Origin of the sequence: Streptomyces exfoliatus (assembly GCF_000725545.1) — a bacterium.
Taxonomy (GTDB): domain Bacteria; phylum Actinomycetota; class Actinomycetes; order Streptomycetales; family Streptomycetaceae; genus Streptomyces; species Streptomyces exfoliatus.
In genome coordinates, this window is record NZ_JNZP01000007.1 from 206,788 (window position 1) to 229,057 (window position 22,270).

The 22,270-nt window shown below is 71.3% G+C and carries 21 protein-coding genes; 13 read left to right on the top strand and 8 right to left on the bottom strand.

The window, feature by feature from the left end; all coding sequences use genetic code 11:
* Window positions 1-10: 10 nt before the first annotated feature.
* Window positions 11-1,051 (top strand): hypothetical protein, encoded by a 1,041-nt coding sequence (locus IO20_RS0110875; protein WP_030548357.1) that lies wholly within the window; start codon window positions 11-13, stop codon window positions 1,049-1,051.
* Between the two features lie 92 nt (window positions 1,052-1,143).
* Here IO20_RS0110875 and IO20_RS0110880 read toward each other — a convergent pair whose 3' ends face one another.
* Window positions 1,144-1,647: a DUF3093 domain-containing protein gene (locus IO20_RS0110880; protein WP_051874348.1), complete on the bottom strand. Its 504-nt coding sequence runs from the start codon at window positions 1,645-1,647 to the stop codon at window positions 1,144-1,146.
* Between the two features lie 58 nt (window positions 1,648-1,705).
* Between IO20_RS0110880 and IO20_RS0110885 the strand changes: the two genes are divergently transcribed.
* From IO20_RS0110885 to IO20_RS0110920, 8 genes are all read left to right on the top strand, one after another.
* Window positions 1,706-2,290, top strand: a complete 585-nt coding sequence (locus tag IO20_RS0110885) for a PaaI family thioesterase (protein WP_030548361.1) — start codon at window positions 1,706-1,708, stop codon at window positions 2,288-2,290.
* On the top strand, window positions 2,290-2,802 hold the full coding sequence (gene dut, locus IO20_RS0110890) for a dUTP diphosphatase (protein WP_030548363.1): 513 nt from the start codon (window positions 2,290-2,292) through the stop codon (window positions 2,800-2,802). The genes IO20_RS0110885 and dut overlap by 1 nt, the downstream gene beginning before the upstream one ends.
* A gap of 1 nt (window position 2,803) precedes the next feature.
* The gene (locus tag IO20_RS0110895; RefSeq protein ID WP_030548366.1) at window positions 2,804-3,577 is read left to right on the top strand and encodes a DUF3710 domain-containing protein; all 774 of its coding nucleotides are present in this window, start codon (window positions 2,804-2,806) and stop codon (window positions 3,575-3,577) included.
* A 198-nt stretch (window positions 3,578-3,775) separates the two neighbouring features.
* Window positions 3,776-4,504, top strand: a complete 729-nt coding sequence (locus IO20_RS0110900) for an ABC transporter ATP-binding protein (protein WP_030548368.1) — start codon at window positions 3,776-3,778, stop codon at window positions 4,502-4,504.
* 154 nt (window positions 4,505-4,658) lie between these two features.
* Window positions 4,659-7,205 carry a sensor histidine kinase gene (locus IO20_RS0110905; RefSeq protein WP_030548370.1) on the top strand — a complete coding sequence of 849 codons (2,547 nt, stop codon included), beginning with the start codon at window positions 4,659-4,661 and terminating at the stop codon, window positions 7,203-7,205.
* A gap of 148 nt (window positions 7,206-7,353) precedes the next feature.
* Complete coding sequence (locus tag IO20_RS0110910; RefSeq protein WP_030146949.1) at window positions 7,354-8,040, top strand: response regulator; 687 nt, start codon at window positions 7,354-7,356, stop codon at window positions 8,038-8,040.
* A 58-nt stretch (window positions 8,041-8,098) separates the two neighbouring features.
* A complete protein-coding gene (locus tag IO20_RS0110915) occupies window positions 8,099-8,497 on the top strand; it encodes an OB-fold nucleic acid binding domain-containing protein (protein WP_078623332.1) in 399 nt (132 codons plus the stop codon).
* Window positions 8,498-8,500: 3 nt separating this feature from the next.
* Window positions 8,501-9,286, top strand: a complete 786-nt coding sequence (locus IO20_RS0110920) for a DUF3159 domain-containing protein (RefSeq protein WP_030548373.1) — start codon at window positions 8,501-8,503, stop codon at window positions 9,284-9,286.
* A gap of 269 nt (window positions 9,287-9,555) precedes the next feature.
* Here the strand turns inward: IO20_RS0110920 and IO20_RS0110925 are convergent, their stop codons facing one another.
* Together IO20_RS0110925 and IO20_RS0110930 are read right to left on the bottom strand one after the other, a co-directional pair.
* Window positions 9,556-10,233 carry a potassium channel family protein gene (locus IO20_RS0110925; RefSeq protein WP_030548376.1) on the bottom strand — a complete coding sequence of 226 codons (678 nt, stop codon included), beginning with the start codon at window positions 10,231-10,233 and terminating at the stop codon, window positions 9,556-9,558.
* A complete protein-coding gene (locus IO20_RS0110930; RefSeq protein ID WP_030548378.1) occupies window positions 10,233-10,901 on the bottom strand; it encodes a potassium channel family protein in 669 nt (222 codons plus the stop codon). The genes IO20_RS0110925 and IO20_RS0110930 overlap by 1 nt, the downstream gene beginning before the upstream one ends.
* A gap of 234 nt (window positions 10,902-11,135) precedes the next feature.
* On the opposite strand from IO20_RS0110930, the gene IO20_RS0110935 reads away from it, so the two are divergent.
* The 3 genes from IO20_RS0110935 to IO20_RS0110945 all read left to right on the top strand — a co-directional run bounded on the left by IO20_RS0110935 (window position 11,136) and on the right by IO20_RS0110945 (window position 15,734).
* Window positions 11,136-13,184: an APC family permease gene (locus tag IO20_RS0110935; protein WP_030548380.1), complete on the top strand. Its 2,049-nt coding sequence runs from the start codon at window positions 11,136-11,138 to the stop codon at window positions 13,182-13,184.
* A gap of 113 nt (window positions 13,185-13,297) precedes the next feature.
* Window positions 13,298-14,629 carry a class I SAM-dependent RNA methyltransferase gene (locus tag IO20_RS0110940; RefSeq protein ID WP_030548382.1) on the top strand — a complete coding sequence of 444 codons (1,332 nt, stop codon included), beginning with the start codon at window positions 13,298-13,300 and terminating at the stop codon, window positions 14,627-14,629.
* Between the two features lie 631 nt (window positions 14,630-15,260).
* Window positions 15,261-15,734: a Dps family protein gene (locus IO20_RS0110945; RefSeq protein WP_030548384.1), complete on the top strand. Its 474-nt coding sequence runs from the start codon at window positions 15,261-15,263 to the stop codon at window positions 15,732-15,734.
* Between the two features lie 816 nt (window positions 15,735-16,550).
* Here IO20_RS0110945 and IO20_RS0110950 read toward each other — a convergent pair.
* The 5 genes from IO20_RS0110950 to IO20_RS41285 form a co-directional block, all read right to left on the bottom strand.
* The gene (locus tag IO20_RS0110950; protein WP_030548387.1) at window positions 16,551-17,132 is read right to left on the bottom strand and encodes a sigma-70 family RNA polymerase sigma factor; all 582 of its coding nucleotides are present in this window, start codon (window positions 17,130-17,132) and stop codon (window positions 16,551-16,553) included.
* 409 nt (window positions 17,133-17,541) lie between these two features.
* The gene (locus tag IO20_RS41275; protein ID WP_051874349.1) at window positions 17,542-17,817 is read right to left on the bottom strand and encodes a hypothetical protein; all 276 of its coding nucleotides are present in this window, start codon (window positions 17,815-17,817) and stop codon (window positions 17,542-17,544) included.
* Between the two features lie 45 nt (window positions 17,818-17,862).
* Complete coding sequence (locus IO20_RS42525; protein ID WP_483855134.1) at window positions 17,863-18,756, bottom strand: tetratricopeptide repeat protein; 894 nt, start codon at window positions 18,754-18,756, stop codon at window positions 17,863-17,865.
* Between the two features lie 732 nt (window positions 18,757-19,488).
* Complete coding sequence (locus IO20_RS42320) at window positions 19,489-20,115, bottom strand: AfsR/SARP family transcriptional regulator (RefSeq protein WP_051874351.1); 627 nt, start codon at window positions 20,113-20,115, stop codon at window positions 19,489-19,491.
* A complete protein-coding gene (locus IO20_RS41285) occupies window positions 20,094-20,390 on the bottom strand; it encodes an AfsR/SARP family transcriptional regulator (protein WP_245684924.1) in 297 nt (98 codons plus the stop codon). Before IO20_RS41285 ends, IO20_RS42320 begins: the two co-directional genes overlap by 22 nt.
* A 684-nt stretch (window positions 20,391-21,074) precedes the next feature.
* On the opposite strand from IO20_RS41285, the gene IO20_RS0110970 reads away from it, so the two are divergent.
* Window positions 21,075-21,953, top strand: coding sequence for an SGNH/GDSL hydrolase family protein (locus tag IO20_RS0110970; protein WP_030548391.1), 879 nt, complete (start codon window positions 21,075-21,077; stop codon window positions 21,951-21,953).
* Window positions 21,954-22,270 lie beyond the last annotated feature (317 nt).

Genomic DNA, 22,270 nt, shown 5'->3' on the forward strand with positions numbered 1-22,270 from the left:
ACGCACGGCCGTGGCAGGCGACACACCGTCCCGGAAGCGGCGTCCGAGGCTCCCCGGGAGCCCCTGGACGCACAAGGGCGACTCAGGCCCGGCAGAGGGTGCCCAGGAGGCTCCTGAAGCCGAGCACACCGCCTCCCTGCCCTCCCCCGGCGCACGTGACGACGAGCGGGGCCTCCCGGCCTCGCTCGATGCGGTCACCGAGCCGGACCCGGCGTACCTGCCGGTGGAGGCGGGAGAGGGGGACGTGCCGGCCCGGGCACGGCAGGACGGGCGCTTCGGCGCCGTCAGGCGGCTTGCCAACCCGGCGCGTGCCCAGCTCGACAAGATCAAGATCGACTCCGACCGGATCGACGCCGTCCGGCGCGGCGTCGCGCAGGGCGTCCGTCAGGGCGTGAAGCGCGGCGGAGACAGCGCGAAGGCGGGCATCGGCCACCTGGCCGACCGGTTGATCGACCTCGCCCCGCGGATCCCCGTCCGCGACCTGGCGACCCTCCGCAGACACTTCCCCGGGCTCGGCCCCGAGGAGATCGCCGACAAACTCGTCGCCGGCGCGGCGAACGCGAGTTCCACCGTGGGCGCGGGCGTCGGCGCCGCCGCCATGCTCCCCGTACCCCCGGCCATGCCGGCGGAGCTCGCGGCCGAGATCACCGGTGTCGCCGCCGTGGAACTCAAACTCATCGCCGAACTGCACGAGGTCTACGGGCTGCGGCCCCCCGGCCGGCTCACCCAGCGTTCGACGGCCTACCTGACCTCCTGGGCCGAGGAGCGGGGCGTCGACCCCACCAGGCCCACCACCGTCAACGCGGCGCTCGGCGGGCAGCTCAAGCGCGAGCTGCGCCAGCAGATCATGAAACGCATGGTGCGCAACCTGCCGAACCTCATGCCCTTCATGGTGGGCGCCGCCGTCGGCGCGGTCATGAACCGCCGCGACACCAAGAAGCTCGCCGCGCACATCCGCGCGGACCTGCGCCGCCGCCAGGTCCCCTGGGACACCCTCGGGGAACTTCCCCCACTGGACCAGCCCGAGAACCCGAAGGAACTGGGCTTCTAGGGCCTGACTCCGGCGCTTCCACGGCCTCCCCCCCGGCGTTCCGGGCCCTCAGCCCGCGACGCTTCTCGGGTCTGCCCCCCGGCGCGTGCCGGTCAGGCGCGCTCGGCCCCCAGGGCGGCCGCCAGCGCCTCCGGCTCGCGGCTGGACAGGTACACGTACGGCGTCGGGTCCGCGGGATCCGTCACCACGACCCGCACCGCCCGCGGCACATAGCTGCGCATCAGCATGAAGGCGCGCGGGTCGGCCTTGTGCGTGCGCCAGGCGCGCGCCTCCTCCGCGTCGAGCACCTCGACCGCGCCGAGGGCCGAGACCGGGATCCTGGCGTCACCGGCCACCAGCGAACCGGCCACCACCCGGATCCGTGCGGAGCCGTACGAGGAGACCGCCGCGCCGGCGAGCACCGCCGCCACGACCAGACCGCCGAGCGTCGGGACCGTACCCAGCGGGAACATGACCAGGCCGCCGGAAAGACCCAGCAGGCACACGATGACCCACCACGACCGGGGCGCCGTCAGCCGCTCGTCGAACCGCGGCGCGGCGGAGGCTACGGCGGAGGGCACGGGGGCGGCGTCGGGCGACGGTACGGAAGGCTGCATGCGTCCAAGCTTGGCACGGCGCGACCTGCGCCCATCCGCGCGGGTAAGGTCTGCGCCTGTGACTGCAACATCTGCCGCCCTCACCCCGCCGGCCGACGCCATACCGCCGGTACGCCACCCCGAAGCCCCGGCTCCCGGCGAGCTGCTCGGCGCGCACTACGCGTACTGCTTCGGATGCGGCGGCGGGCAGCCCCACGGCCTCCACCTGGAGGCGCGCGCGGGCGAGGGCGTGACCGTCACCGCCGAGTTCACGGTGACCCCCGACCATCAGGGCGCCCCCGGCCTCGCGCACGGCGGCGTGCTCGCCACGGCGCTCGACGAGACCCTCGGCTCCCTGAACTGGCTGCTGCGGGTCATCGCCGTGACCGGACGCCTGGAGACCGACTTCGTCCGGCCCGTCCCGGTGGGCACCGTGCTCCACCTGGAGGCCGAGGTCACCGCCGTCCACGGCCGCAAGATCTTCTCGACCGCCGTCGGCCGGATCGGCGGGCCCGAGGGCCCCGTCGCCGTCCGCGCCGACGCCCTCTTCGTCGAGGTCAAGGTCGACCACTTCATCGACAACGGCCGCCCGGAGGAGATCCAGGCCGCCATGTCCGACCCCGACCAGGTCCGGCGCGCCCGCGCCTTCGAGGTGAACCCCTGATGCCCAACCCTGTCGACGTACTCATCCGGCGAGTGGACCCGGACGTGCCGATCCCGGCCTACGGACACCCCGGCGACGCCGGAGCGGACCTCGTGACCACCGAGGCCGCCGTACTGGCCCCCGGGGAGCGCGCCGTGCTCCCCACCGGGGTCTCCATCGCCCTCCCGGACGGGTACGCGGCCTTCGTGCACCCGCGTTCGGGACTCGCCGCCCGTTGCGGAGTGGCGCTCGTGAATGCCCCGGGGACGGTGGATGCCGGGTACCGTGGAGAGATCAAGGTGATCGTGGTCAATCTCGACCCGCGCGAGAGCGTGCGGTTCGAACGATTCGACCGGATCGCCCAACTTGTCGTCCAACAGGTCGAGAAGGTGCGCTTCCACGAGGTGGCGGAGCTTCCCGGCTCGGCGCGGGCCGAGGGGGGCTTCGGGTCCACCGGCGGTCACGCCGAGGTGGACGGCACAACGGGTGGGAATCGATACGCTTCGGTCGTATCCGACCGGGAAGGACAGTGACGTGTTCGGACGTCGCAAGAAGAGTGGTTCCGCTGAAGGCGCGGCGGACGCGGCGGGCGAGGCCGAGCAGGTCGTCGACGCGGTGGACGGCGAGGACGCGGACGACGCGGCTCCGCGCCGGATGAACCTTCCGCCGGCGCCCCGGCCCGACGGACCCTGGGACGTCTCCGAGGTCACCAGGCCCGACGAGGGCCGCGTGGACCTGGGCGGCGTCTTCGTGCCCGGAGTCGAGGGCATGGAGCTGCGGGTCGAGGTGGCGGGCGACGCGATCGTCGCGGCCACCGTCGTCCTGCGCGACAGCGCCGTACAGCTCCAGGCGTTCGCCGCCCCCAAGAACGAGGGCATCTGGGGCGAGGTCCGCGACGAGATCGCCACGGGCATCACCCAGCAGGGCGGCGTCATCGACGAGGTCGAGGGCCCGCTGGGCTGGGAGCTGCGTGCCCAGGTCCCCGTGCAGCTGCCGGACGGCAACCGCGGCGTGCAGCTGGTCCGCTTCGTCGGTGTCGACGGACCCCGCTGGTTCCTGCGCGGAGTGATCTCCGGGCAGGGTGCGGTCCAGCCCGAGGCCGCCGGGCTCCTGGAGCAGATCGTCCGGGACACCGTGGTCGTCCGCGGCGACGGGCCGATGGCCCCGCGCGACCCGATCGTCCTCAAGCTGCCGAACGACGCGCAGATGGTGCCGGACGGCGTCCAGCAGGAGGAGCAGGAGAACTCCCGCTTCTCCGGTGGCATGGGCCAGCTCCAGCGCGGTCCGGAGATCTCCGAGATCCGCTGACCCGACGGTGCCGTCGCAGGCACGAACGGCCGGTGGGCCGCTTCCCGTACGCCCGGGGGCGGCCCACCGGCCGTTCTCCACAGGTACGGGCAGCGGGCCCAGGGGCCGTTTTCCACAGGTGCGGCGGCGGGCTCTGGCCTCGTGGCCGGGCCGCGGACCATACTGACGGCTCACATGTTCGAGGAGGGGGAGCACCGGATGAGTGAGAGCAGCACGAGGTCCGCGACGGCCGTCGCCGAGGACCCCGCGGCCCCCGCGATGGTCAGCGTCCGGGACCTGCGCCGCTCGTACGGCACGGGGGAGGCCGCCGTCCACGCCCTGCGCGGCGTCTCCTTCGACATCCCGCGCGGCGAGCTCGTGGCCCTCAAGGGCCGCTCGGGCTCCGGCAAGACGACGCTGCTCAACCTGGTGGGCGGCCTCGACACCGCGGACGGCGGCTCGATCGTCATCGACGGCGTCGACCTCGCCACCCTCGGTGAGAGCGGTCTCCTCGAACTGCGCCGCGACCGGATCGGCTTCATCTTCCAGTCCTTCGGACTCCTTCCGATCCTCTCCGCCGCCGAGAACGTCGGCGTACCCATGCGCCTGCGCAAGGCGGACCCCAAGGAGCGCGAGGAGCGGGTGGCCCTGCTCCTCGGCCTCGTGGGCCTCGCCGACCACGCGGCCCAGCGGCCCGGCGAGCTCTCCGGCGGCCAGCAGCAGCGGGTCGCCATCGCCCGCGCCCTCGCCAACCGGCCGGCGCTGCTGATAGCCGACGAGCCCACCGGCCAGCTGGACGCGGAGACCGGCCTCGCCGTCATGCAGCTGCTGCGCGCGGTGGTGCGCAGCGAGGGGTGCACGGCCCTGGTCGCCACCCACGACCCGCAGCTGGTGGGCCTGGCGGACCGGGTCCTCGAACTGAGCGACGGCGAGATCGTCGAGCACTGACGGCGACGTACGGGCCGGGTGGGACCGGGCGTCCGCGCGCCGTCGGGCCGGGGCCGCGGACCCGGCGGGTCCTGACATCAGAATCACGTCAAGACCACCCCGGCCCCTCTCCCCGCGTACGGAATGTCCGATTGGCTGGACGTATGGTCGTCCCATGGGACGCGGCAAGCTTCGGATCTACCTCGGCGCTGCGCCGGGCGTCGGCAAGACCTACGCGATGCTCTCCGAAGGGCACCGCCGGGTGGAGCGCGGCACGGACTGCGTCGTGGCGTTCGTGGAGCACCACGAGCGGCCGCGCACGGAGGTCATGCTGCACGGCCTGGAGCAGCTGCCGCGCCGCACCCTGGAGCACCGGGGCGCCACCTTCACCGAGATGGACATCGACGCCGTCCTGGCCCGCCGCCCCGCCGTAGCCCTCGTCGACGAGCTGGCCCACACGAACGTCCCCGGCTCCCGCAACCCCAAGCGGTGGCAGGACGTCGCCGAGCTGCTCGCGGCTGGGATCGACGTCATCTCCACCGTCAACATCCAGCACCTGGAGTCGCTCGGCGACGTCGTCGAGGCGATCACGGGCGTACGGCAGCGGGAGACCGTCCCCGACGAGGTCGTGCGCCGGGCGGACCAGATCGAGCTGGTCGACATGTCCCCGGAGGCCCTGCGCCGCCGGATGGCGCACGGCAACATCTACAAGCCGGACAGGATCGACGCGTCCCTGTCGAACTACTTCCGTCCCGGCAACCTCACCGCCCTGCGCGAGCTGGCGCTGCTCTGGACCGCCGACCGGGTCGACGAGTACCTCCGGCAGTACCGGGGCGAGCACAACATCCGCTCCACCTGGCAGGCCCGCGAGCGCATCGTCGTCGGTCTGACCGGCGGCCCCGAGGGCCGCACCCTCATACGGCGCGCCACCCGGCTCGCCGAGAAGGGCGCGGGCGGCGAGGTCCTCGCGGTCTACATAGCCCGCAGCGACGGCCTCACCGCCGCCTCGCCGAAGGAGCTGGCCGTCCAGCGCACCCTGGTCGAGGACCTCGGCGGAACGTTCCACCACGTCATCGGCGACGACATCCCCTCCGCGCTCCTGGAGTTCGCCCGCGGGGTCAACGCCACCCAGATCGTCCTCGGCTCCAGCCGCCGCCGCGCCTGGCAGTACGTCCTCGGCCCCGGCGTCGGCCAGACCGTGGCCCGCGACTCCGGGACCGACCTCGACGTCCACATCGTCACCCACGACGAGGTCGCCAAGGGGCGCGGTCTGCCCGTCGCCCGCGGCGCCCGCCTCGGCCGCTCCCGGATCATCGGCGGCTGGGCGGTCGGCGTCGGGGGGCCGGCCACCCTCGCCCTCCTCCTCACCCATGTCGACGCCGACCTCGGGCTCGCCAACGACATGCTGCTCTTCCTCGCCCTGACCGTGGCCGCGGCCCTGCTCGGCGGATTCCTGCCGGCGCTCGCCTCCGCCGCCGCGGGCTCCCTCCTCCTCAACTGGTTCTTCACCCCGCCCGTCCACCGGATCACCATCGCCGACCCCAAGAACATCGTCGCCATAGCCGTCTTCCTCGGGGTCGCCATGGCGGTCGCCTCGGTGGTGGACCTGGCGGCCCGGCGCACCCACCAGGCCGCCCGGCTCCGCGCCGAGTCCGAGGTGCTCTCCTACCTGGCCGGCAGCGTGCTGCGCGGCGAGACCAGCCTCGACGCACTCCTCGAACGGGTCCGCGAGACCTTCTCCATGGAGTCCGTGGCCCTCCTGGAGCGGGCGGACGGCATCGAGCCCTGGACGCGGGCGGCGAGCGTGGGACCCCACCCGGCGGCCCGGCCCGAGGACGCGGACGTGGACATGCCGGTCGGCGACCACCTGGCCCTCGCGCTGTCCGGCCGGGTCCTGCCCGCCGAGGACCGCCGGGTCCTCGGCGCCTTCGCCGCCCAGGCCGCGGTCGTCCTCGACCGCCAGCGGCTCGTGGGCGAGGCGGAGGAGGCCCGGAAGCAGGCCGAGGGCAACAAGATCCGGACCTCGCTGCTGGCCGCCGTCAGCCACGACCTGCGGACCCCGCTCGCGAGCATCAAGGCCTCCGTCTCCTCCCTCCGCTCCGACGACGTCGAATGGTCCGAGCAGGACCGCGCCGAACTCCTGGAGGGCATCGAGGCCGGCGCCGATCGCCTCGACCACCTCGTCGGGAACCTCCTCGACATGTCCCGGCTCCAGACCGGCACGGTCACACCCCTGATCCGGGTCGTCGACCTCGACGAGGTCGTCCCCATGGCGCTCGGGGGAGTGCCCGACGGCAGCGCCGAACTCGACATCCCCGAGACGCTGCCGATGGTCGAGGTCGACAAGGGCCTCCTGGAGCGGGCCGTCGCCAACATCGTGGAGAACGCCGTCAAGTACAGCCCCGAGGGCGTGCCGGTGGCCGTCGCCGCCAGCACCCTGGGGGACCGGGTCGAAGTCCGGGTCGTGGACCGCGGGCCGGGCGTGCCCGACGAGGCCAAGGACGGCATCTTCGAGCCCTTCCAGCGGTTCGGCGACGCCCCGCGCGGGTCCGGCGTCGGCCTCGGCCTCGCGGTGGCCCGCGGCTTCGTCGAGGCCATGGGCGGCACGCTGGGCGCCGAGGACACCCCGGGCGGCGGACTGACCATGGTGCTCACCCTCCGCGCCGCGCCGGGCGGCTCCCCGGCACCGGCCGCCGAACTCCCGGCCCACGCCGTGACCTGACCGCCGCGCCGGCCCGCCGTACGCCGCCCCCGCGGCCGTACGCCCGCCCGTCCCCGTCCCCGTACCTCCGCCGTCCGCTCCCCGTCCCGTACGCCAGTCCCAGCGGCGCCGGCAGTCCCGGCACCCCAGCAGAAGGAAGGCCCCCTCCATGACCCGGGTCCTCGTGGTCGACGACGAGCCGCAGATCGTGCGCGCCCTGGTGATCAACCTCAAGGCGCGGAAGTACGAGGTCGACGCCGCGCCCGACGGTGCCACCGCCCTCCGGCTCGCCGCCGAACGCCACCCCGACGTCGTCGTCCTCGACCTCGGCCTGCCCGACATGGACGGCGTCGAGGTCATCAAGGGCCTGCGCGGCTGGACGCGGGTGCCGATCCTGGTCCTCTCGGCCCGGCAGACCTCCGACGAGAAGGTCGAGGCGCTCGACGCGGGCGCCGACGACTACGTCACCAAGCCCTTCGGCATGGACGAGCTGCTCGCCCGGCTGCGCGCGGCCGTGCGCCGTGCCGAGCCGGTCGGTGGCGCCGAGGACGGGGTGGTGGTCGTCGAGACCGCGGGCTTCACCGTCGACCTGGCGGCGAAGAAGGTCCACCGCGACGGCCGGGACGTCCGGCTCACCCCCACCGAGTGGCACCTCCTCGAAGTCCTGGTGCGCAACTGCGGGCGTCTGGTGAGCCAGAAGCAGCTGCTCCAGGAGGTCTGGGGACCCTCGTACGGCACGGAGACCAACTACCTGCGGGTGTACATGGCACAGCTGCGGCGCAAGCTGGAGACCGACCCCTCGCACCCGCGCCACTTCGTCACCGAACCGGGCATGGGTTACCGCTTCGAACGCTGAACCGAATGCCGTACGGAGGACCGGTCTCGGTGGCAGTGGTGGCCGGTACGCTTTCTGTATGAGTGCTGCACCGCGTACAGAGAAGCCGGCCGGTAGGTTCCGCCGGATGCTCGACCGGCTCTCCTCCTCCCCGGAGGACCTGGAGTCGGAGGAGCTCCAGGAGGACGCCGAAGCCTCGGGGTGCACGCGCATCTGCGACTGCTCCGACCGCCAGATAGTCAAGGTGACTGGTACCTTGCGCACGGTCACGCTGCGCCCCCGGGCCGGTGTGCCCGCGCTGGAGGCCGAACTCTTCGACGGCACGGCACCGCTCGACGTCGTGTGGCTCGGACGGCGCTCCATCGTGGGCATCGAGCCGGGCCGCAAGCTGATCGCCTCCGGCCGCGTCTCCATGAGTCATGGCCGGCGGGTCCTCTTCAACCCCAAATACGAGCTCCGACCGCTCGGACAGGAGTAGCCGGTGACGTCCCTCGACAAGCCGACCACGACCACGGACCAGGACGGCGCGACCGCCGGCCAGGTCGGCCCGGTCGCCGACCAGGACGCCAGGGCCGCGAAGGAGGTCACCGAGGCCGCGCTGTTCGAGGCCTTCGGCGGTCTGCGGGGCATGGTCGAGACGGTCCTGCCCGGCCTGCTGTTCGTCACGATCTTCACGATCAACAAGAACCTGCACATCTCGGCGATCGCCGCGCTCGCGGTCTCGCTGGTCCTGGTCGCCGTCCGGCTGATCCGGCGGGACACCGTCAAGCACGCGTTCAGCGGGGTCTTCGGTGTCGCCTTCGGCGTGGTCTTCGCGATGATGACCGGCAACGCCAAGGACTTCTACCTGCCGGGCATGCTCTACACGCTCGGCCTCGCCCTCGCGTACATCATCACCACGATCGCCGGGGTCCCGCTGATCGGTCTGATCCTGGGCCCGGTCTTCAAGGAGAACCTCTCCTGGCGCACCCGTAACCCGGGCCGGAAGAAGGCGTACGCGAAGGCCAGCTGGGCCTGGGGCCTGATCCTGCTCGGCAAGTGCGCGATCCTCTTCCCGATGTACTGGTGGGCCGACACGACCAAGTTCGGCTGGGTCCTCGTCGCGCTCAAGATCCCGCCGTTCCTGCTCGCGGTGTACCTCACCTGGATGTTCCTCGCGAAGGCTCCGCCGCCGATCGACGTCTTCGCCGAGATGGAGGCCGAGGAGCGCGCCGAGAAGGAGCGCAAGGCGGCCGCCGCCGCCCGGCAGAGCAACCCTGAGGCCTGAGGCCCGAGGACGGCACGCGGAAGGGCCCGGACCTGACGAACAGGTCCGGGCCCTTCCCCGTACGGAGTGCTGCGGAACCACGGCCTCTCGTTTGGATCATGCCGGGCTCGTGGGGTCTGGTGCCGCACCTCGCCGCGTCGTCGTCGGTTGCCACGGCTCCGCCATGACGCCCTCCTCCGCCTGGGAGGCGTCCCCTGGCCCCTGCGGGCCTGGGGAGACCCCATGCACCGGACCCGCTCCCTGATCCGGCCTGATCCGAACGAAAGACCCTAGGAGTCCGCGTCCTCGCGGCGGACCTGCAGCAGGTCCTCCAACTGCTCCTCGCGGGCCTGCGCGGCCACGAACAGCAGCTCGTCGCCCGCCTCCAGGGTCTCCTCGGCGCTCGGCGTGAGCACCCGCGAACCGCGGATGATCGTCACGAGCGAGGTGTCCTGCGGCCAGGCCACGTCCCCGACCGAGGTGCCGGCGAGCGCCGACTCCGGCGGAAGGGTCAGCTCGACCAGGTTCGCGTCGCCATGACTGAAGCGGAGCAGCCGGACCAGGTCGCCGACGCTCACCGCCTCCTCCACCAGGGCCGACATCAGGCGCGGCGTCGACACGGCGACGTCCACGCCCCAGGCCTCGGTGAACAGCCACTCGTTCTTCGGGTTGTTCACCCGGGCGACGACCCGCGGCACGCCGTACTCGGTCTTGGCGAGCAGCGAGACGACGAGGTTCACCTTGTCGTCGCCGGTCGCCGCGATCACCACGTTGCAGCGCTGGAGCGCCGCCTCGTCGAGCGACGTGATCTCGCACGCGTCGGCGAGCAGCCACTCCGCCTGCGGCACCCGCTCCACCGAGATGGCGGTCGGCGCCTTGTCGACGAGCAGGACCTCGTGCCCGTTCTCCAGGAGCTCGCCCGCGATGGAACGGCCCACCGCACCCGCGCCCGCAATAGCGACACGCATCAGTGACCGCCCTCCTCGGGACCCTCGGCGAAGGCCTCCTCGACCTTCGCGATCTCGTCCGTACGCATCATCACGTGCACCAGGTCGCCCTCTTGGAGCACCGTCTGCGACGTGGGGATGACCGCCTCGCCGAGCCGGGTCAGGAACGCGACGCGCACCCCGGTCTCGTCCTGCAGCCGGCTGATCTTGTGGCCGATCCAGGCCGGCGAGGTGTGCACCTCGGCGAGCTGCACCCCACCGCTCGGGTCCGTCCACAGGGGCTCCGCACCCGAGGGCAGCAGCCGTCGCAGCATCTGGTCGGCGGTCCAGCGGACCGTCGCGACCGTCGGGATGCCGAGACGCTGGTAGACCTCGGCACGGCGCGGGTCGTAGATCCGCGCCGCCACGTTCTCGATGCCGAACATCTCGCGCGCGACCCGCGCGGCGATGATGTTCGAGTTGTCGCCGCTGCTCACCGCGGCGAAGGCGCCGGCGTCCTCGATGCCCGCCTCACGCAGCGTGTCCTGGTCGAAGCCCACGCCCGTGACGCGCCGACCGCCGAAACCCGACCCCAGACGACGGAACGCCGTCGGGTCCTGGTCCACGACCGCGACGGTGTGCCCCTGCTGCTCCAGGGTCTGCGCGAGAGCGGCTCCCACTCGCCCGCAGCCCATGATGACGATGTGCACGTCCCCTTACCCCGCACTCCTGATCGCCCTGCTGACCTGCGAAAACACCCTGCTCACAACTTTCTCCACCCGATGCGCCCGGGTCGCGGCGGGCGACGCCCTGCCGGGTCACCCGGTCCGAGCTTAAGCGGCAACCCCGAACGGGACCGCATCAGAGGTGGTAGACGGAAAGATTCCGTATGGATAGGGGGTCGCGGTGAGCTTGGCTCTTTTCGAACGCTTACGATCCTCTCCGTGTCCAAACTGACCGACGTGCCCAAACGGATCCTGATCGGGCGGGCTCTGCGCAGCGACAAGCTGGGAGAGACCCTCCTCTCGAAGCGGATCGCCCTCCCCGTGTTCGCCTCCGACCCGCTGTCCTCGGTGGCGTACGCACCCGGCGAGGTGCTGCTCGTTCTCTCCGTCGCCGGTCTGTCGGCGTACCACTTCAGCCCCTGGATCGCGCTCGCGGTCGTCGTCCTGATGTTCACGGTGGTCGCGTCCTACCGGCAGAACGTCCACGCGTACCCGAGCGGCGGCGGCGACTACGAGGTCGCCAACACCAACCTCGGGCCGAAGGCCGGACTCACCGTGGCGAGCGCCCTGCTCGTCGACTACGTCCTGACCGTCGCCGTCTCCATCTCCTCGGGCATCGAGAACCTCGGCTCGGCCATCCCGTTCGTCGTCGAGCACAAGGTGGCCTGCGCGGTCGGCGTCATCGTGCTGCTCACCGTCATGAACCTGCGCGGGGTGAAGGAGTCGGGCTCCCTCTTCGCGATCCCGACGTACGTCTTCGTCGCCGGCGTCTTCCTCATGATCGCCTGGGGCGCGTACAAGGGGATCGTCCTCGACGAGACGATGAAGGCCCCCACCGCGGACTTCGAGATCAAGCCCAAGCACCAGGGCCTGGCCGGTTTCGCGCTGGTCTTCCTGCTGCTCCGCGCGTTCTCCTCCGGCTGTGCCGCACTCACCGGAGTCGAGGCCATCTCCAACGGCGTCCCCGCCTTCCGCAAGCCGAAGTCGAAGAACGCCGCCACCACGCTCGCCCTCATGGGCGGCCTCGCCGTCACCATGTTCTGCGGCATCATCTTCCTGGCCATGGCCACCGACGTCCGGATGGCCGAGAAGCCCGCCCACGACCTGCTCCTCAACGGCGTGCCGGTCGGCGAGAGCTACGTCCAGGACCCGGTCATCTCCCAGGTCGCGGCCGCCGTCTTCGGCGACGGAACGTTCTTCTTCATCGTCCTCGCCGCCGCCACCGCGCTCGTCCTCTTCCTGGCCGCAAACACCGCGTACAACGGCTTCCCGCTCCTCGGCTCGATCCTCGCCCAGGACCGGTACCTGCCGCGCCAGCTGCACACCCGCGGCGACCGCCTGACCTTCTCCAACGGCATCGTGCTCCTCGCCGGCGCAGCCGCCCTCCTCGTCTGGGTCTACGGAGCCGACTCGACCAAGCTGATCCAGCTGTACATCGTCGGCGTCTTCGTCTCCTTCACGCTCAGCCAGACCGGCATGGTCCGGCACTGGAACCGGCACCTGAAGACGGAGCGGAACCCGGCCAAGCGCCGCCACATGATCCGCTCCCGCGCGATCAACGCCTTCGGCGCCTTCTTCACCGGCCTCGTCCTCGTCGTCGTCCTCGCCACCAAGTTCACGCACGGCGCCTGGGTCGCCCTGCTCGGCATGGTGATCTTCTACGGGACGATGACCGCGATCCGTAAGCACTACGACTCGGTCGCCGCCGAGATCGCCGCCGCGGAGGAACGGCCCGACGAGTACGTACGCCCCTCCCGGGTCCGCTCCGTCGTCCTGGTCTCCCGGCTCCACAAGCCGACCCTGCGCGCCCTCGCGTACGCCAAGCTGCTCCACGCCAGCGAGCTGGAGGCGCTCACCGTCAGCGTCGACCCGGCCGAGACCAAGGCGCTCAAGGAGGAGTGGACCCGGCGCGGCATCAACGTCCCGCTCAAGATCCTCGACTCGCCGTACCGCGAGATCACCCGCCCGGTCGTCGAGTACGTCAAGAACATCCGCCGCGAGAGCCCGCGCGACGCCGTCTCCGTCTACATCCCGGAGTACGTCGTCGGCCACTGGTACGAGCACCTGCTCCACAACCAGAGCGCCCTGCGGCTCAAGGGCCGGCTGCTCTTCACCCCGGGCGTCATGGTGACCTCCGTCCCGTACCAGCTCCGGTCCTCCGAGGCCGCGAAGAAGCGGGCCCGCAAGCGCCAGGACTGGAACGCGCCGGGCTCGGTCCGCCGGGGCCCCGTCGAGAAGCGCCAGAAGGAACCGGCGGCCAAGGGCTGAGGCCGCTGAAGGCGCATTCCGCCCCGACCGGCACGTAGACTGGTGGGCTGCCGCGGTGCGGCAGCCCACCTCTCGCATCCTCCGTCCCTCACATCCTCTGGAGCCTCCCCGTCATGCAGCAGAACGCACCTGAGTCGTCGCTCATCGGGGAGGAGTACGAGGTCGAGGTCGGACCGGTCGCCCACGGCGGCCACTGCATCGCCCGCACCGAGGAGGGCCGCGTCCTCTTCGTCCGCCACGCGCTCCCCGGCGAGAAGGTCGTCGCCCGCGTCACCGAGGGCGAGGAGACCTCCCGCTTCCTGCGCGCCGACGCGGTCACGATCCTCGACCCGTCCAAGGACCGCGTCGAAGCGCCCTGCCCCTTCGCGGGACCCGGCAAGTGCGGCGGCTGCGACTGGCAGCACGCCAAGCCCGGCGCCCAGCGCCGCCTCAAGGGCGAGGTCATCGCCGAGCAGCTCCTGCGGCTCGCCGGACTCACCCCGGAGGAGGCGGGCTGGGACGGCACGGTCATGCCCGCCGAGGGCGACAAGCTCCCGCCGGGCGAGGTCCCGCAGTGGCGCACCCGCGTGCAGTACGCGGTCGACGCCGAGGGCAACGCGGGCCTGCGCAAGCACCGCTCCCACGAGGTCGAGAACATCGACCACTGCATGATCGCCGCCCAGGGCGTCTCGGAACTCGGCATCGAGAAGCGCAGCTGGGAGGGCATGGCCTCCATCGAGGCCATCGCCGCCTCCGGCTCCGGCGACCGCCAGGTCATCCTGACGCCGCGCCCCGGCGCGCGCCTCCCGCTGGTCGAGCTGGACAAGCCGGTCTCGGTGATGCGGGTCGACGAGAAGGACGGCGGCGTCCACCGCGTCCACGGCCGCGCCTTCGTCCGCGAGCGCGCCGACGAGCGCACCTACCGCGTCGGCAGCGGCGGCTTCTGGCAGGTCCACCCCAAGGCCGCCCAGACCCTCATGCTCGCCGTCATGCAGGGCCTGACGCCCCGCAAGGGCGAAACGGCCCTCGACCTCTACTGCGGCGTCGGCCTCTTCGCGGGCGCCCTCGCCGACCGCGTCGGCGACCAGGGCGCGGTCCTCGGCATCGAATCCGGCAAGCGCGCGGTGGAGGACGCCCGCCACAACCTGGCCGCCTTCCCGCGCGTCCGCATCGAACAGGGCAAGGTCGAATCGGTCCTCCCGCGCACGGGCATCACCGAGGTCGACCTCATCGTCCTCGACCCGCCCCGCGCCGGCGCCGGCAAGCAGACCGTCCACCACCTCGCCGGCCTCGGCGCCCGCCGCATCGCCTACGTGGCCTGCGACCCGGCAGCCCTGGCCCGAGACCTGGCCTACTTCGCGGACCGCGGCTACAAGGTCCGGACCCTGAGGGCGTTCGACCTGTTCCCGATGACGCACCACGTGGAGTGCGTGGCGATCCTGGAGCCGGTGAAGAAGGACGCCTGAGCTGCTGTTTCTTCGAGTGTGCGTTATGGGCGTTACATGCGTTAGGTGCGATATCTTGACGCATGTTCGACGTGCGCGGCGCATGTTTGACGCACGAACGGCATGGTTTCTGATGGGTCGTCATGCGTGATTGGCGACCGCCGAATGGGCCCCTCGGGCGTGTGGTCGTAGGCACGTTGCGGTGGCTGGGGCGCTGGCTGCCGAGCTGGCAGCTGCCCCTGCCCCATCCGCTTCTCGGTAGTGACGTTCCGTGACGCTAGGTGGGGTGTCCGGTGCGTGTTGTGTCAGGGGCCGCCATGGCTCCGGCGCTCGTGAAAAGGCTTGAGGTCGTCGCCGCTCCCGATGGGGCGGAGGGCGGTTCTCGAGCACGGCCGGACTCGTGATCGGTGCTGCGTGGCCGCAGCGGTGGAGCGCGCGCCGGTCGGTCCGGCGGCATCGGTGATGACCGGGCGTCGTGCGACATGCACGACCGTATGCCGGAGGAGCTGAACCCCTCGGGGCCTGCGGCCGTACATAGCGTCGAGGCCATCGGAGCTCCAGACGGGTGCGTGCGATGGCCGGTTCATCTAGACGGCAACCCGTCGGCCTCCTTGCCAGGATGCCAGCGCCATTCCCGAAGGACCACAGACCTATGACGATGATCAACAGCCCGCTGCCGGAGGGCGACCGCGAGATCGCCGGCGCGGCCCTCCAGGCGACCCTGGTCGACCTGCTCGACCTGTCCCTGGTGGCCAAGCAGGCGCACTGGAACCTGTACGGCCCGCGTTTTCGATCAGTCCACGTCCAGCTCGACGAGGTTGCCTCGATCGCACGTGACCACGCGGACACGGTGGCCGAACGCGCGGCTGCGCTGGGAGTGAGTCCGGACGGACGGGCGGTCACCATCGCGGGCACCAGCGGCGTGCCTGCTTTCCCGTCAGGCTGGACGAAGGACGGCGACGCTGTCGATGCCCTGGTGCGTACGTTCTCCGCGGTCATCGGGAGGGTGCGGCAGCGGATCGAGGAGACTGGTCCGGTGGACGCCGTGAGCCAGGATCTCCTCATCGGGCTGACGGCCGAACTGGAGAAGCATGCGTGGATGTTCCAGGCGGAGAACAGGGCCTGACGAGGTTGGACTCGTGCTGTCGGATGGGGTGACCGCCGACTGCGGTGTCACTGGAGGCTTGCGGTATCCGCAGGGACGGGCTGGCTGCCGGATGAGAACGGCGGCCGAGGAGCTGTCGCCAAGAGGCTGAGCGGTCCTTCCTGGACGAGGCGGAGCTCGGTGATCGCGAAAGGCCTGGGGACCGGCATCCACTCGGCACGGAGAGGTGGCGGCAGGGGGCGGTCCGGGGCCGGGACGCAGTTTGTCCCGTGCCGTTCCTGCCGCAGCGGGCTTTCCTCGGCAACGAGTCCGGAGATCACTCCCGACCATCCGGTTCCGCGGGGTCCGGGGGCAGGGTGAGGCGATCACGACCTCTCTGGCGAGGGCGAGCGAAGAAGACGACGGGCGTGTATCGGGTCCGTGGCGACCTCGTGCGCCGCTGGTCGCGAGTCGATCCGTAGTGGGGCTGATCATCGAGACGCCCATGTCGTTCGAACGGCTCCGGACAGAAGCAGGGCAAGACGACAAGGGCGTTTGAGTGCCTGGGTGTCACTGCTTTCCGAGCAGAACCCTCCGGGGGCGGTTCACGATTCCCACCAGGTGGGTGGAGCCCGGCAGCGGTGCCTGACGAGTTCATGCGCCATCGTCGTGAGACCGGACTCTCCGGGTTCCTCCCCTCGACTTCGGTGGCGACGGACCATCCCCGACATGCCGACACCCCGGGGCCGAGCGGAACCGCCCGGGGAGCGGCACCGGACGGGACGGTGACGTCAGGACCCATCCGGCGGCGCCGCGGACCGTGGATGACCGGGCCCGCATCGCCCGTCCGTGCCGTGACTACACGCCGAGTACGCCCTGCTTCTCCAAGGACCTGCGCAGCGCCCGCACGGCGTAGAAGGCACGGCTCTTGACTGTGCCGGGCGGGATGCCGAGGTGCTCGGCCACCTGGGCCACGCTGCATTCCAGGGAGTACATGAGGCGGATGACGGTCCGGTGCTGTTCCTTCAGCTCCCGCAGTGCCTCCAGCACCGCGTGGGAGGTGATCGTGGACTCCGTGCCGTCCCAGGAGGCGTCCAGATCCTCGACCGCCATCAGATCCAGTGGCCGGACCTGCCGGGCCCGGTGGTGGTCGATGACCAGGTTCCTGGCCACGGTGAACAGCCACGGCCGGATGTGTTCGCCGCGGGTGCTCAAGAGCCGGGCGTGTTTCCAGGCGCGCGCCGCGGTCTCCTGGAGGATGTCCTCAGCCCTGTGCCAGTCGCCGTCCAGCAGCCGCGCGGCGTACCGGATGAGCAGAGGGCCGTACTGCTCGTAGATGTCTCGTATGAAGGCGTCGCAGTCGGTGTCCGAAGCGACGTGCCGGGCATGTGCCCGAGTCGAGGCGAGGGTGGCCGCCCCCGCCTCCATGGTCCCGTTCATGGGTGGTGCTCAATTCTGTTCGAGTGTTCCGTGGCGTGCTCTCCCACTTGCGCGGGTGAGTGGCTCAACACTCGGCGGGACCCCTTCGCCAAACCTTGTCGTCTCCTTGTCGCGCCGCTTGCCGACCCATGCCGCCCGCTCCCGGCACGTCCTCGTGTCCGCCAGGGGGCGCTCCGCGGCGCCGACGGCGCGTAGGCCTCTCGGACCCGACGGGAACGACCGGATCAGGGCGTTCGCGTCGCGAGCCGACGAGTTCGGCGTCGATGACGTCCTGCGCGTCCGCCGAGAACAGGTAGTCGTGAGAGGACACACCGGTCTTCCGGATTCCCCTCGGCATTCCGCGCCGACGGTGTCCTGCTGGCTGAACCTGGTGAAGCGATGGCTCGCCGAGTTCGGACGGAGACAGCTCCTACTGCCGGTGAATCTCCGCCCCGGGTGACTGGTGCGCAGAATCAGCGCCTGTCGGAACCGGCGCCGTGCGATTGCCGACGTCCTTCTGCGGCGGGACGGGTACGGAGCCCGCATCCATGTCTAGGGCGGTGAGCCGGTCTCGGATCTCCCGGGCGCTGTGGGACAGATCCTGTCGTTCGGCATCGGCGAGCGCGTTGACCCAGTCCGTGCGTGCGGCCTCCCGGTCGCCCATGGCCAGACGGGTGTTGCCCCGTCGCATCAGCGAGCCGACCACGTTCCTGTGGTCCTCCAGTTCCTCGAAGGCGTCCAGCGCCCGCCGCTAGGTGGCTGCCGCCTCCTCGTACCGGCCGAGTCGATGGAGGGCGTAGCCCACGCTGTCCCAGCACTGGGCCTCCTGCCACGGGGCGTCCAGGCGCTGGTAGAGGGCGATGCCCTCCTCGCCGTACACGAGGCCTCTCCCGGGCCGCCCCAGGTTGGAGTGCAGCCAGGAGAGCCCGTTGAGGCACTCGGCCGTCCACAGCTTGTTCCCCGTAGATCGGGCCAGCGCGAGTCCTTGCTCGGCGGGAGCCAACGCCTCCCGGTGTCGGCCGAATCGGAACAGCGCCATGGCCGTCACGAACAGGGCGCGAACCTGTTCGCCGGCCACGCCGAGTTCCTCGAAGAGGGCGGAAGCGCGTTCCAGGTGATCCAGAGCCCGCCTCGTCCACGCGAGGCCTGTGACCCGGTGGTCCAGCTTCTGGCTGACGGCGGTCTGCAGCAAGCCGGCCAGTAACCGGTGTTCGGCGGTGAACCATCGGCGTGCCTGTTCGATGGTGGCGAACGTCTCCGGGACGACGCCCGTGGCGGGGGAGCCGAGGTCGAGTCCGGGCAGCGAGTCCTGCTTGAACAGCAGGTTGGCTTCGTAGGCCGTGAACATGTGGTGGTACAGGACCCGGAGGGTGGCGGCGTGGCGTTTGTCGGTGTCGTCGTGGGTGTGGGTGAGTTCGGTGGCGTAGCCGCGCAGCAGGTCGTGGAGGGTGTAGCGGCCGGGCAGCGGCTGTTCGACGAGGCAGGACCGGGTCAGGTCGGCGAGGAGACGGCGTGTCCGGTGGAGGGGGAGTGCGGTGAGGCCGGCGGCGGCCGGGGCGGTGATGTGGGGGCCGGGGTGGAGGGCGAGGAGGCGGAAGAGGCGTGCGGCGGGTCCGTCCAGGGGCCGGTAGGACCAGGAGAACACGGTGCGGACGTCGGTGGTGGCGCGGAGGCGGTGAACGCGTCCAGGCCGCTGTGCGCCCGCAGATCGTCGGCGATGGCGCGGAGGGGGAAGGCGGGTTCGTACTCGGCGTGGGCGGCGGCCACGGCCAGTGCCAGGGGCAGTCGTCCGCACAGGCGGATGATGTCGGCCGCGGCGGCGGGCTCGGCGGCGAGCCGTTCCGTCCCCAGCCGCCGTGCCAGCGTCTCGTGGGCCTCGGACTGAGAGGGCAGGGGGAGGGTGAGGGGTTTGGCGCCTTCCGACGCGATCAGGCCGGTGAGTCGGTTGCGGCTGGTGATCAGGGTGAAGCAGCCGTCGCAGGCGGGCAGCAGGGGACGGATCTGCTGTTCGTCGCGGGCGTTGTCCAGGACGAGGAGGATCCGCCGGTCGGCGAGGAGGCTGCGGAAGAGGGTGCTGCGGCCGGGGATGTCCTCAAGGATGTCCTGGGCGGGGACGCCGAGGGCGGTGAGGAAGCCGTGCAGGGCGTCACCGGGTTCGACGGCGGGTGCGTGGGGGTGGAACCCGCACAGGTTGACGAAGAGCTGTCCGTCGGGGAAGGAGGAGGCGATCTGGTGGGCGTGGTGGACTGCGAAGGTGGTCTTGCCGACACCAGGAGCACCGCCGATGACGACGACGGGAGCACCGGTCGGACCTGGGTCTCCGCTCACGGCGGACAGCCAGGCGCCCTCCGTCTCCCGCCCCGCGAAAACCGCCAGATCACCGGGCAACTGCGCCGGACGTACAGCCCGTGGAGACCTGCTCCTGCCGTCGCCCGCGACCGGATCTCTCCTCGCACCGGACGGTGTCACACCGGTGTTCGGCCCGGACCGCGTGACATCGTGGACCGCGCCTGACTGCGGTGCGCCGACGGATGCCGTCTCGTCTGGGTCGTCCACGGCCGCGGCCCCGGCCGGATGACCCGAACCACGGCTGCCCGCGAGGGCGGTCGCCGTGCCCGTCGTGTTCGGCCAGGTACAGGGCACGCAACAGCAGATCCCAGCCGGTCTCCCGCAAAGGATGCTGCGTCGTCAGTTCCCGCGCGGCGTCCACGGCCTTCTGCGTCTGTCCGTCCAGGAGCAGGGCGGTGGTGCGGAGCTCCCGGGCGGTCTGTAGCAGTTCCTCCAAGCGGGCGGCCTCAGGAGTGGCGAACAGATAGGGGGCGGCGTCGGCGAGCGCGGCACCGCGCCACATCTCCAGAGCCCTTTCGGTCCTCCACGACGCGCGAGGACCGGCCCCGGTCCATCGACCGGCGCGCCTGGGCCAGGGCTCTCGCTCGAAGCGTACGGTGTCCCGGCTGTCCGGCGGGATGTGCAGGGCGTAGCTCAGGGGCTCGGTGACCAGCACTTCGAACGAGCGCCGCCCGCGCAGATGCCGGGTTCCAGAATCGCGCGGACCTTGCTGACGTGGGCGTGCAGGGACGCCATCGCCCCACCCGGTTCCCGCCCTGACGGCTGTGGCCACAACTCCTCGCACAGCGTCTCGGGAGCGACCGTGTGGCCTTCGGCGAGCAGGAGTCGGATCAGCAGCAGTCGCTGCCTGCGCCGCCCCATGTCCAGCACCGCGCCCGCCCGCCGCACCACCAGCGGACCCAGCACCGCGAAGTCAAGCGACTCCCCCACAGCGGTCACCGTACTCCCGGAAGAGCCGCCCGACGGCGGCGCTCCTCACACGCACATGTCCGTAGGCACATGAGCGGTCCGCTCCCGCGCGGACAGATGCGCCGTGGGCTCGATGACCCACACCGGACGCCACCCCGTCCGCGCCCCGCGCGACCGCTGCCACCTCTGCCGCGTCCGCGCAGTTCGCCGGAACGGAGAACGAGGAGCGGTGCGGGTGATCGGAGCGGAGGACCCCGTCGTCCACCTCCCGCCTACCGATCGGGACATTAGCAGGGCGTCAACCGGCCTGAAGGACTGCGTGGGCAGGACGATTCAGCGCTGCGGCGGACGCCGCCTCCGGCCGTAGCGCCTACACCACCGGGCCCACCGGTACACGGAGGAGCACGTCCGCCGCTGGTCGGATGCCGTGCGTCCGGTTGCCGGCCGCAGGATCGCCGGGTGCCGTGCCGAACCGAAGCGGATCATGAAAGGCGCCGGCCAGGGTCTGGCAGCAGGTGATTTCTTGGAGAACGGCCTTACCCGGGGTGGCTGTTGGCGGAGAAGGACGTAGTGGCGGAGGGAGTTCGCCAGACCTGAACCCGGTGCGTGCCGCGGTCGTAGAGGCGAAGGACACGTCCGTACGCGTCGCGTGCCCAAGGACGGGCCGCCGACTCGTGCGGCCTCTTTCCACCTCAAGGGGACTTCATGGCTCATTCTCACCCGTACTCGAAGATCCGTAGAGGGGGGGTAGCCACGGCCGCTGCCCTCGCCGTCTCGCTGCTGACGTCCGGGGCTGCTCCGGCCGCCGCGACCGACGTCTCCGGGCAGGGAGCCCTCAAGCACTACGTCGCCCTCGGTGACTCCTACGCCGCAGGAACGGGCCTGCCCGGGCAGACGGACGCGACGTGCATGCGCTCCACGGGCAGCTACCCGGCGTGGATCGCCGAGACGTACAAGCCCGCCGTCTTCAAGGACGTCACGTGCGGTGGAGCGACCACGCGCTCGTTGTGGAACAACGAGGGGTCGGCCGCACCCCAGGTCCATGCCCTCACCCAGGACACCGACCTGGTGACCGTCACGCTCGGCGGCAACGACCTCGGCTTCTCCGACGTGCTCACCAGATGCGTCCTGGTCGGTCTCACCACCCGGGAGGGAACTCCTTGCCGGGACGTGGCGGCCAAGGAGGTCGACGCGGGCTTCGCGAGGCTGAGCACGCGTCTGCCCGACATGCTCACCGACATCAAGCGGCGCAGCCCCCGGGCGCGTGTCGTCGTGGTCGGCTACCCCAACCCGTTCCCCGTCGACGGGAGCGCCTGCGGTTCCTCGGTGCCGCTGGCCAAGGGTGACGTCACCTGGCTCCACCAGACCACGAACCGGCTGAACCTCATGCTGGAGATGTCGGCCCTCCTGAGGCAGGTCGAGTTCGTCGACACCTCCTCGGTGTTCCGGGGTCACGACATGTGCCGGCCCCCGTCCGGGCAGTGGATCAACCCGCTGCTGCCGCGGACGTCCGGATCCGCCCACCCCAACGCCGTCGGCCACCTGATGACAGCCGTCGAGGTGTACGAGAGGCTCAAGAAGTAGTCATCGCCCCTCCGGGGTCGGAGCGTCTCTCCGGGCCCCGGAGATCGGGACATGGGCGCCGAGCCTGTACCTACGGAACGGCCGTTGCGGCAGTTCGGCGACAGGCGGTGCCGAGCATGGGGCCGACGAGGGCGGTCACCGGTTTCGAACGGCGCAGGCAGAGCGCAGCCGTCACCGTCCCGGCGACGAGGATCGCCACGAGAAGGACGGCGGCACGAAGTTCGTTCCCCGTGCGGCCACGCTCGACGTCACCCGTTGACCCTCGGCGCCTGATGACTCCGTCCCGTGCCCGTGCCGCCCGGAGAGCGGTGGCCCGG

What these genes read in the sequence shown, in the direction of transcription:
- IO20_RS0110905 (WP_030548370.1), top strand. Translation starts at nt 4,659, where the DNA reads ATGGGACGCGGCAAGCTTCGGATCTACCTCGGCGCTGCGCCGGGCGTC.
- IO20_RS0110945 (WP_030548384.1), top strand. Translation starts at nt 15,261, where the DNA reads ATGACGATGATCAACAGCCCGCTGCCGGAGGGCGACCGCGAGATCGCC.
- IO20_RS0110940 (WP_030548382.1), top strand. Translation starts at nt 13,298, where the DNA reads ATGCAGCAGAACGCACCTGAGTCGTCGCTCATCGGGGAGGAGTACGAG.
- IO20_RS0110900 (WP_030548368.1), top strand. Translation starts at nt 3,776, where the DNA reads ATGAGTGAGAGCAGCACGAGGTCCGCGACGGCCGTCGCCGAGGACCCC.
- dut (WP_030548363.1), top strand. Translation starts at nt 2,290, where the DNA reads ATGCCCAACCCTGTCGACGTACTCATCCGGCGAGTGGACCCGGACGTG.
- IO20_RS0110950 (WP_030548387.1), bottom strand. Translation starts at nt 17,132, where the DNA reads ATGAACGGGACCATGGAGGCGGGGGCGGCCACCCTCGCCTCGACTCGG.
- IO20_RS0110880 (WP_051874348.1), bottom strand. Translation starts at nt 1,647, where the DNA reads ATGCAGCCTTCCGTACCGTCGCCCGACGCCGCCCCCGTGCCCTCCGCC.
- IO20_RS0110915 (WP_078623332.1), top strand. Translation starts at nt 8,099, where the DNA reads ATGAGTGCTGCACCGCGTACAGAGAAGCCGGCCGGTAGGTTCCGCCGG.
- IO20_RS0110910 (WP_030146949.1), top strand. Translation starts at nt 7,354, where the DNA reads ATGACCCGGGTCCTCGTGGTCGACGACGAGCCGCAGATCGTGCGCGCC.
- IO20_RS0110970 (WP_030548391.1), top strand. Translation starts at nt 21,075, where the DNA reads ATGGCTCATTCTCACCCGTACTCGAAGATCCGTAGAGGGGGGGTAGCC.
- IO20_RS0110925 (WP_030548376.1), bottom strand. Translation starts at nt 10,233, where the DNA reads ATGCGTGTCGCTATTGCGGGCGCGGGTGCGGTGGGCCGTTCCATCGCG.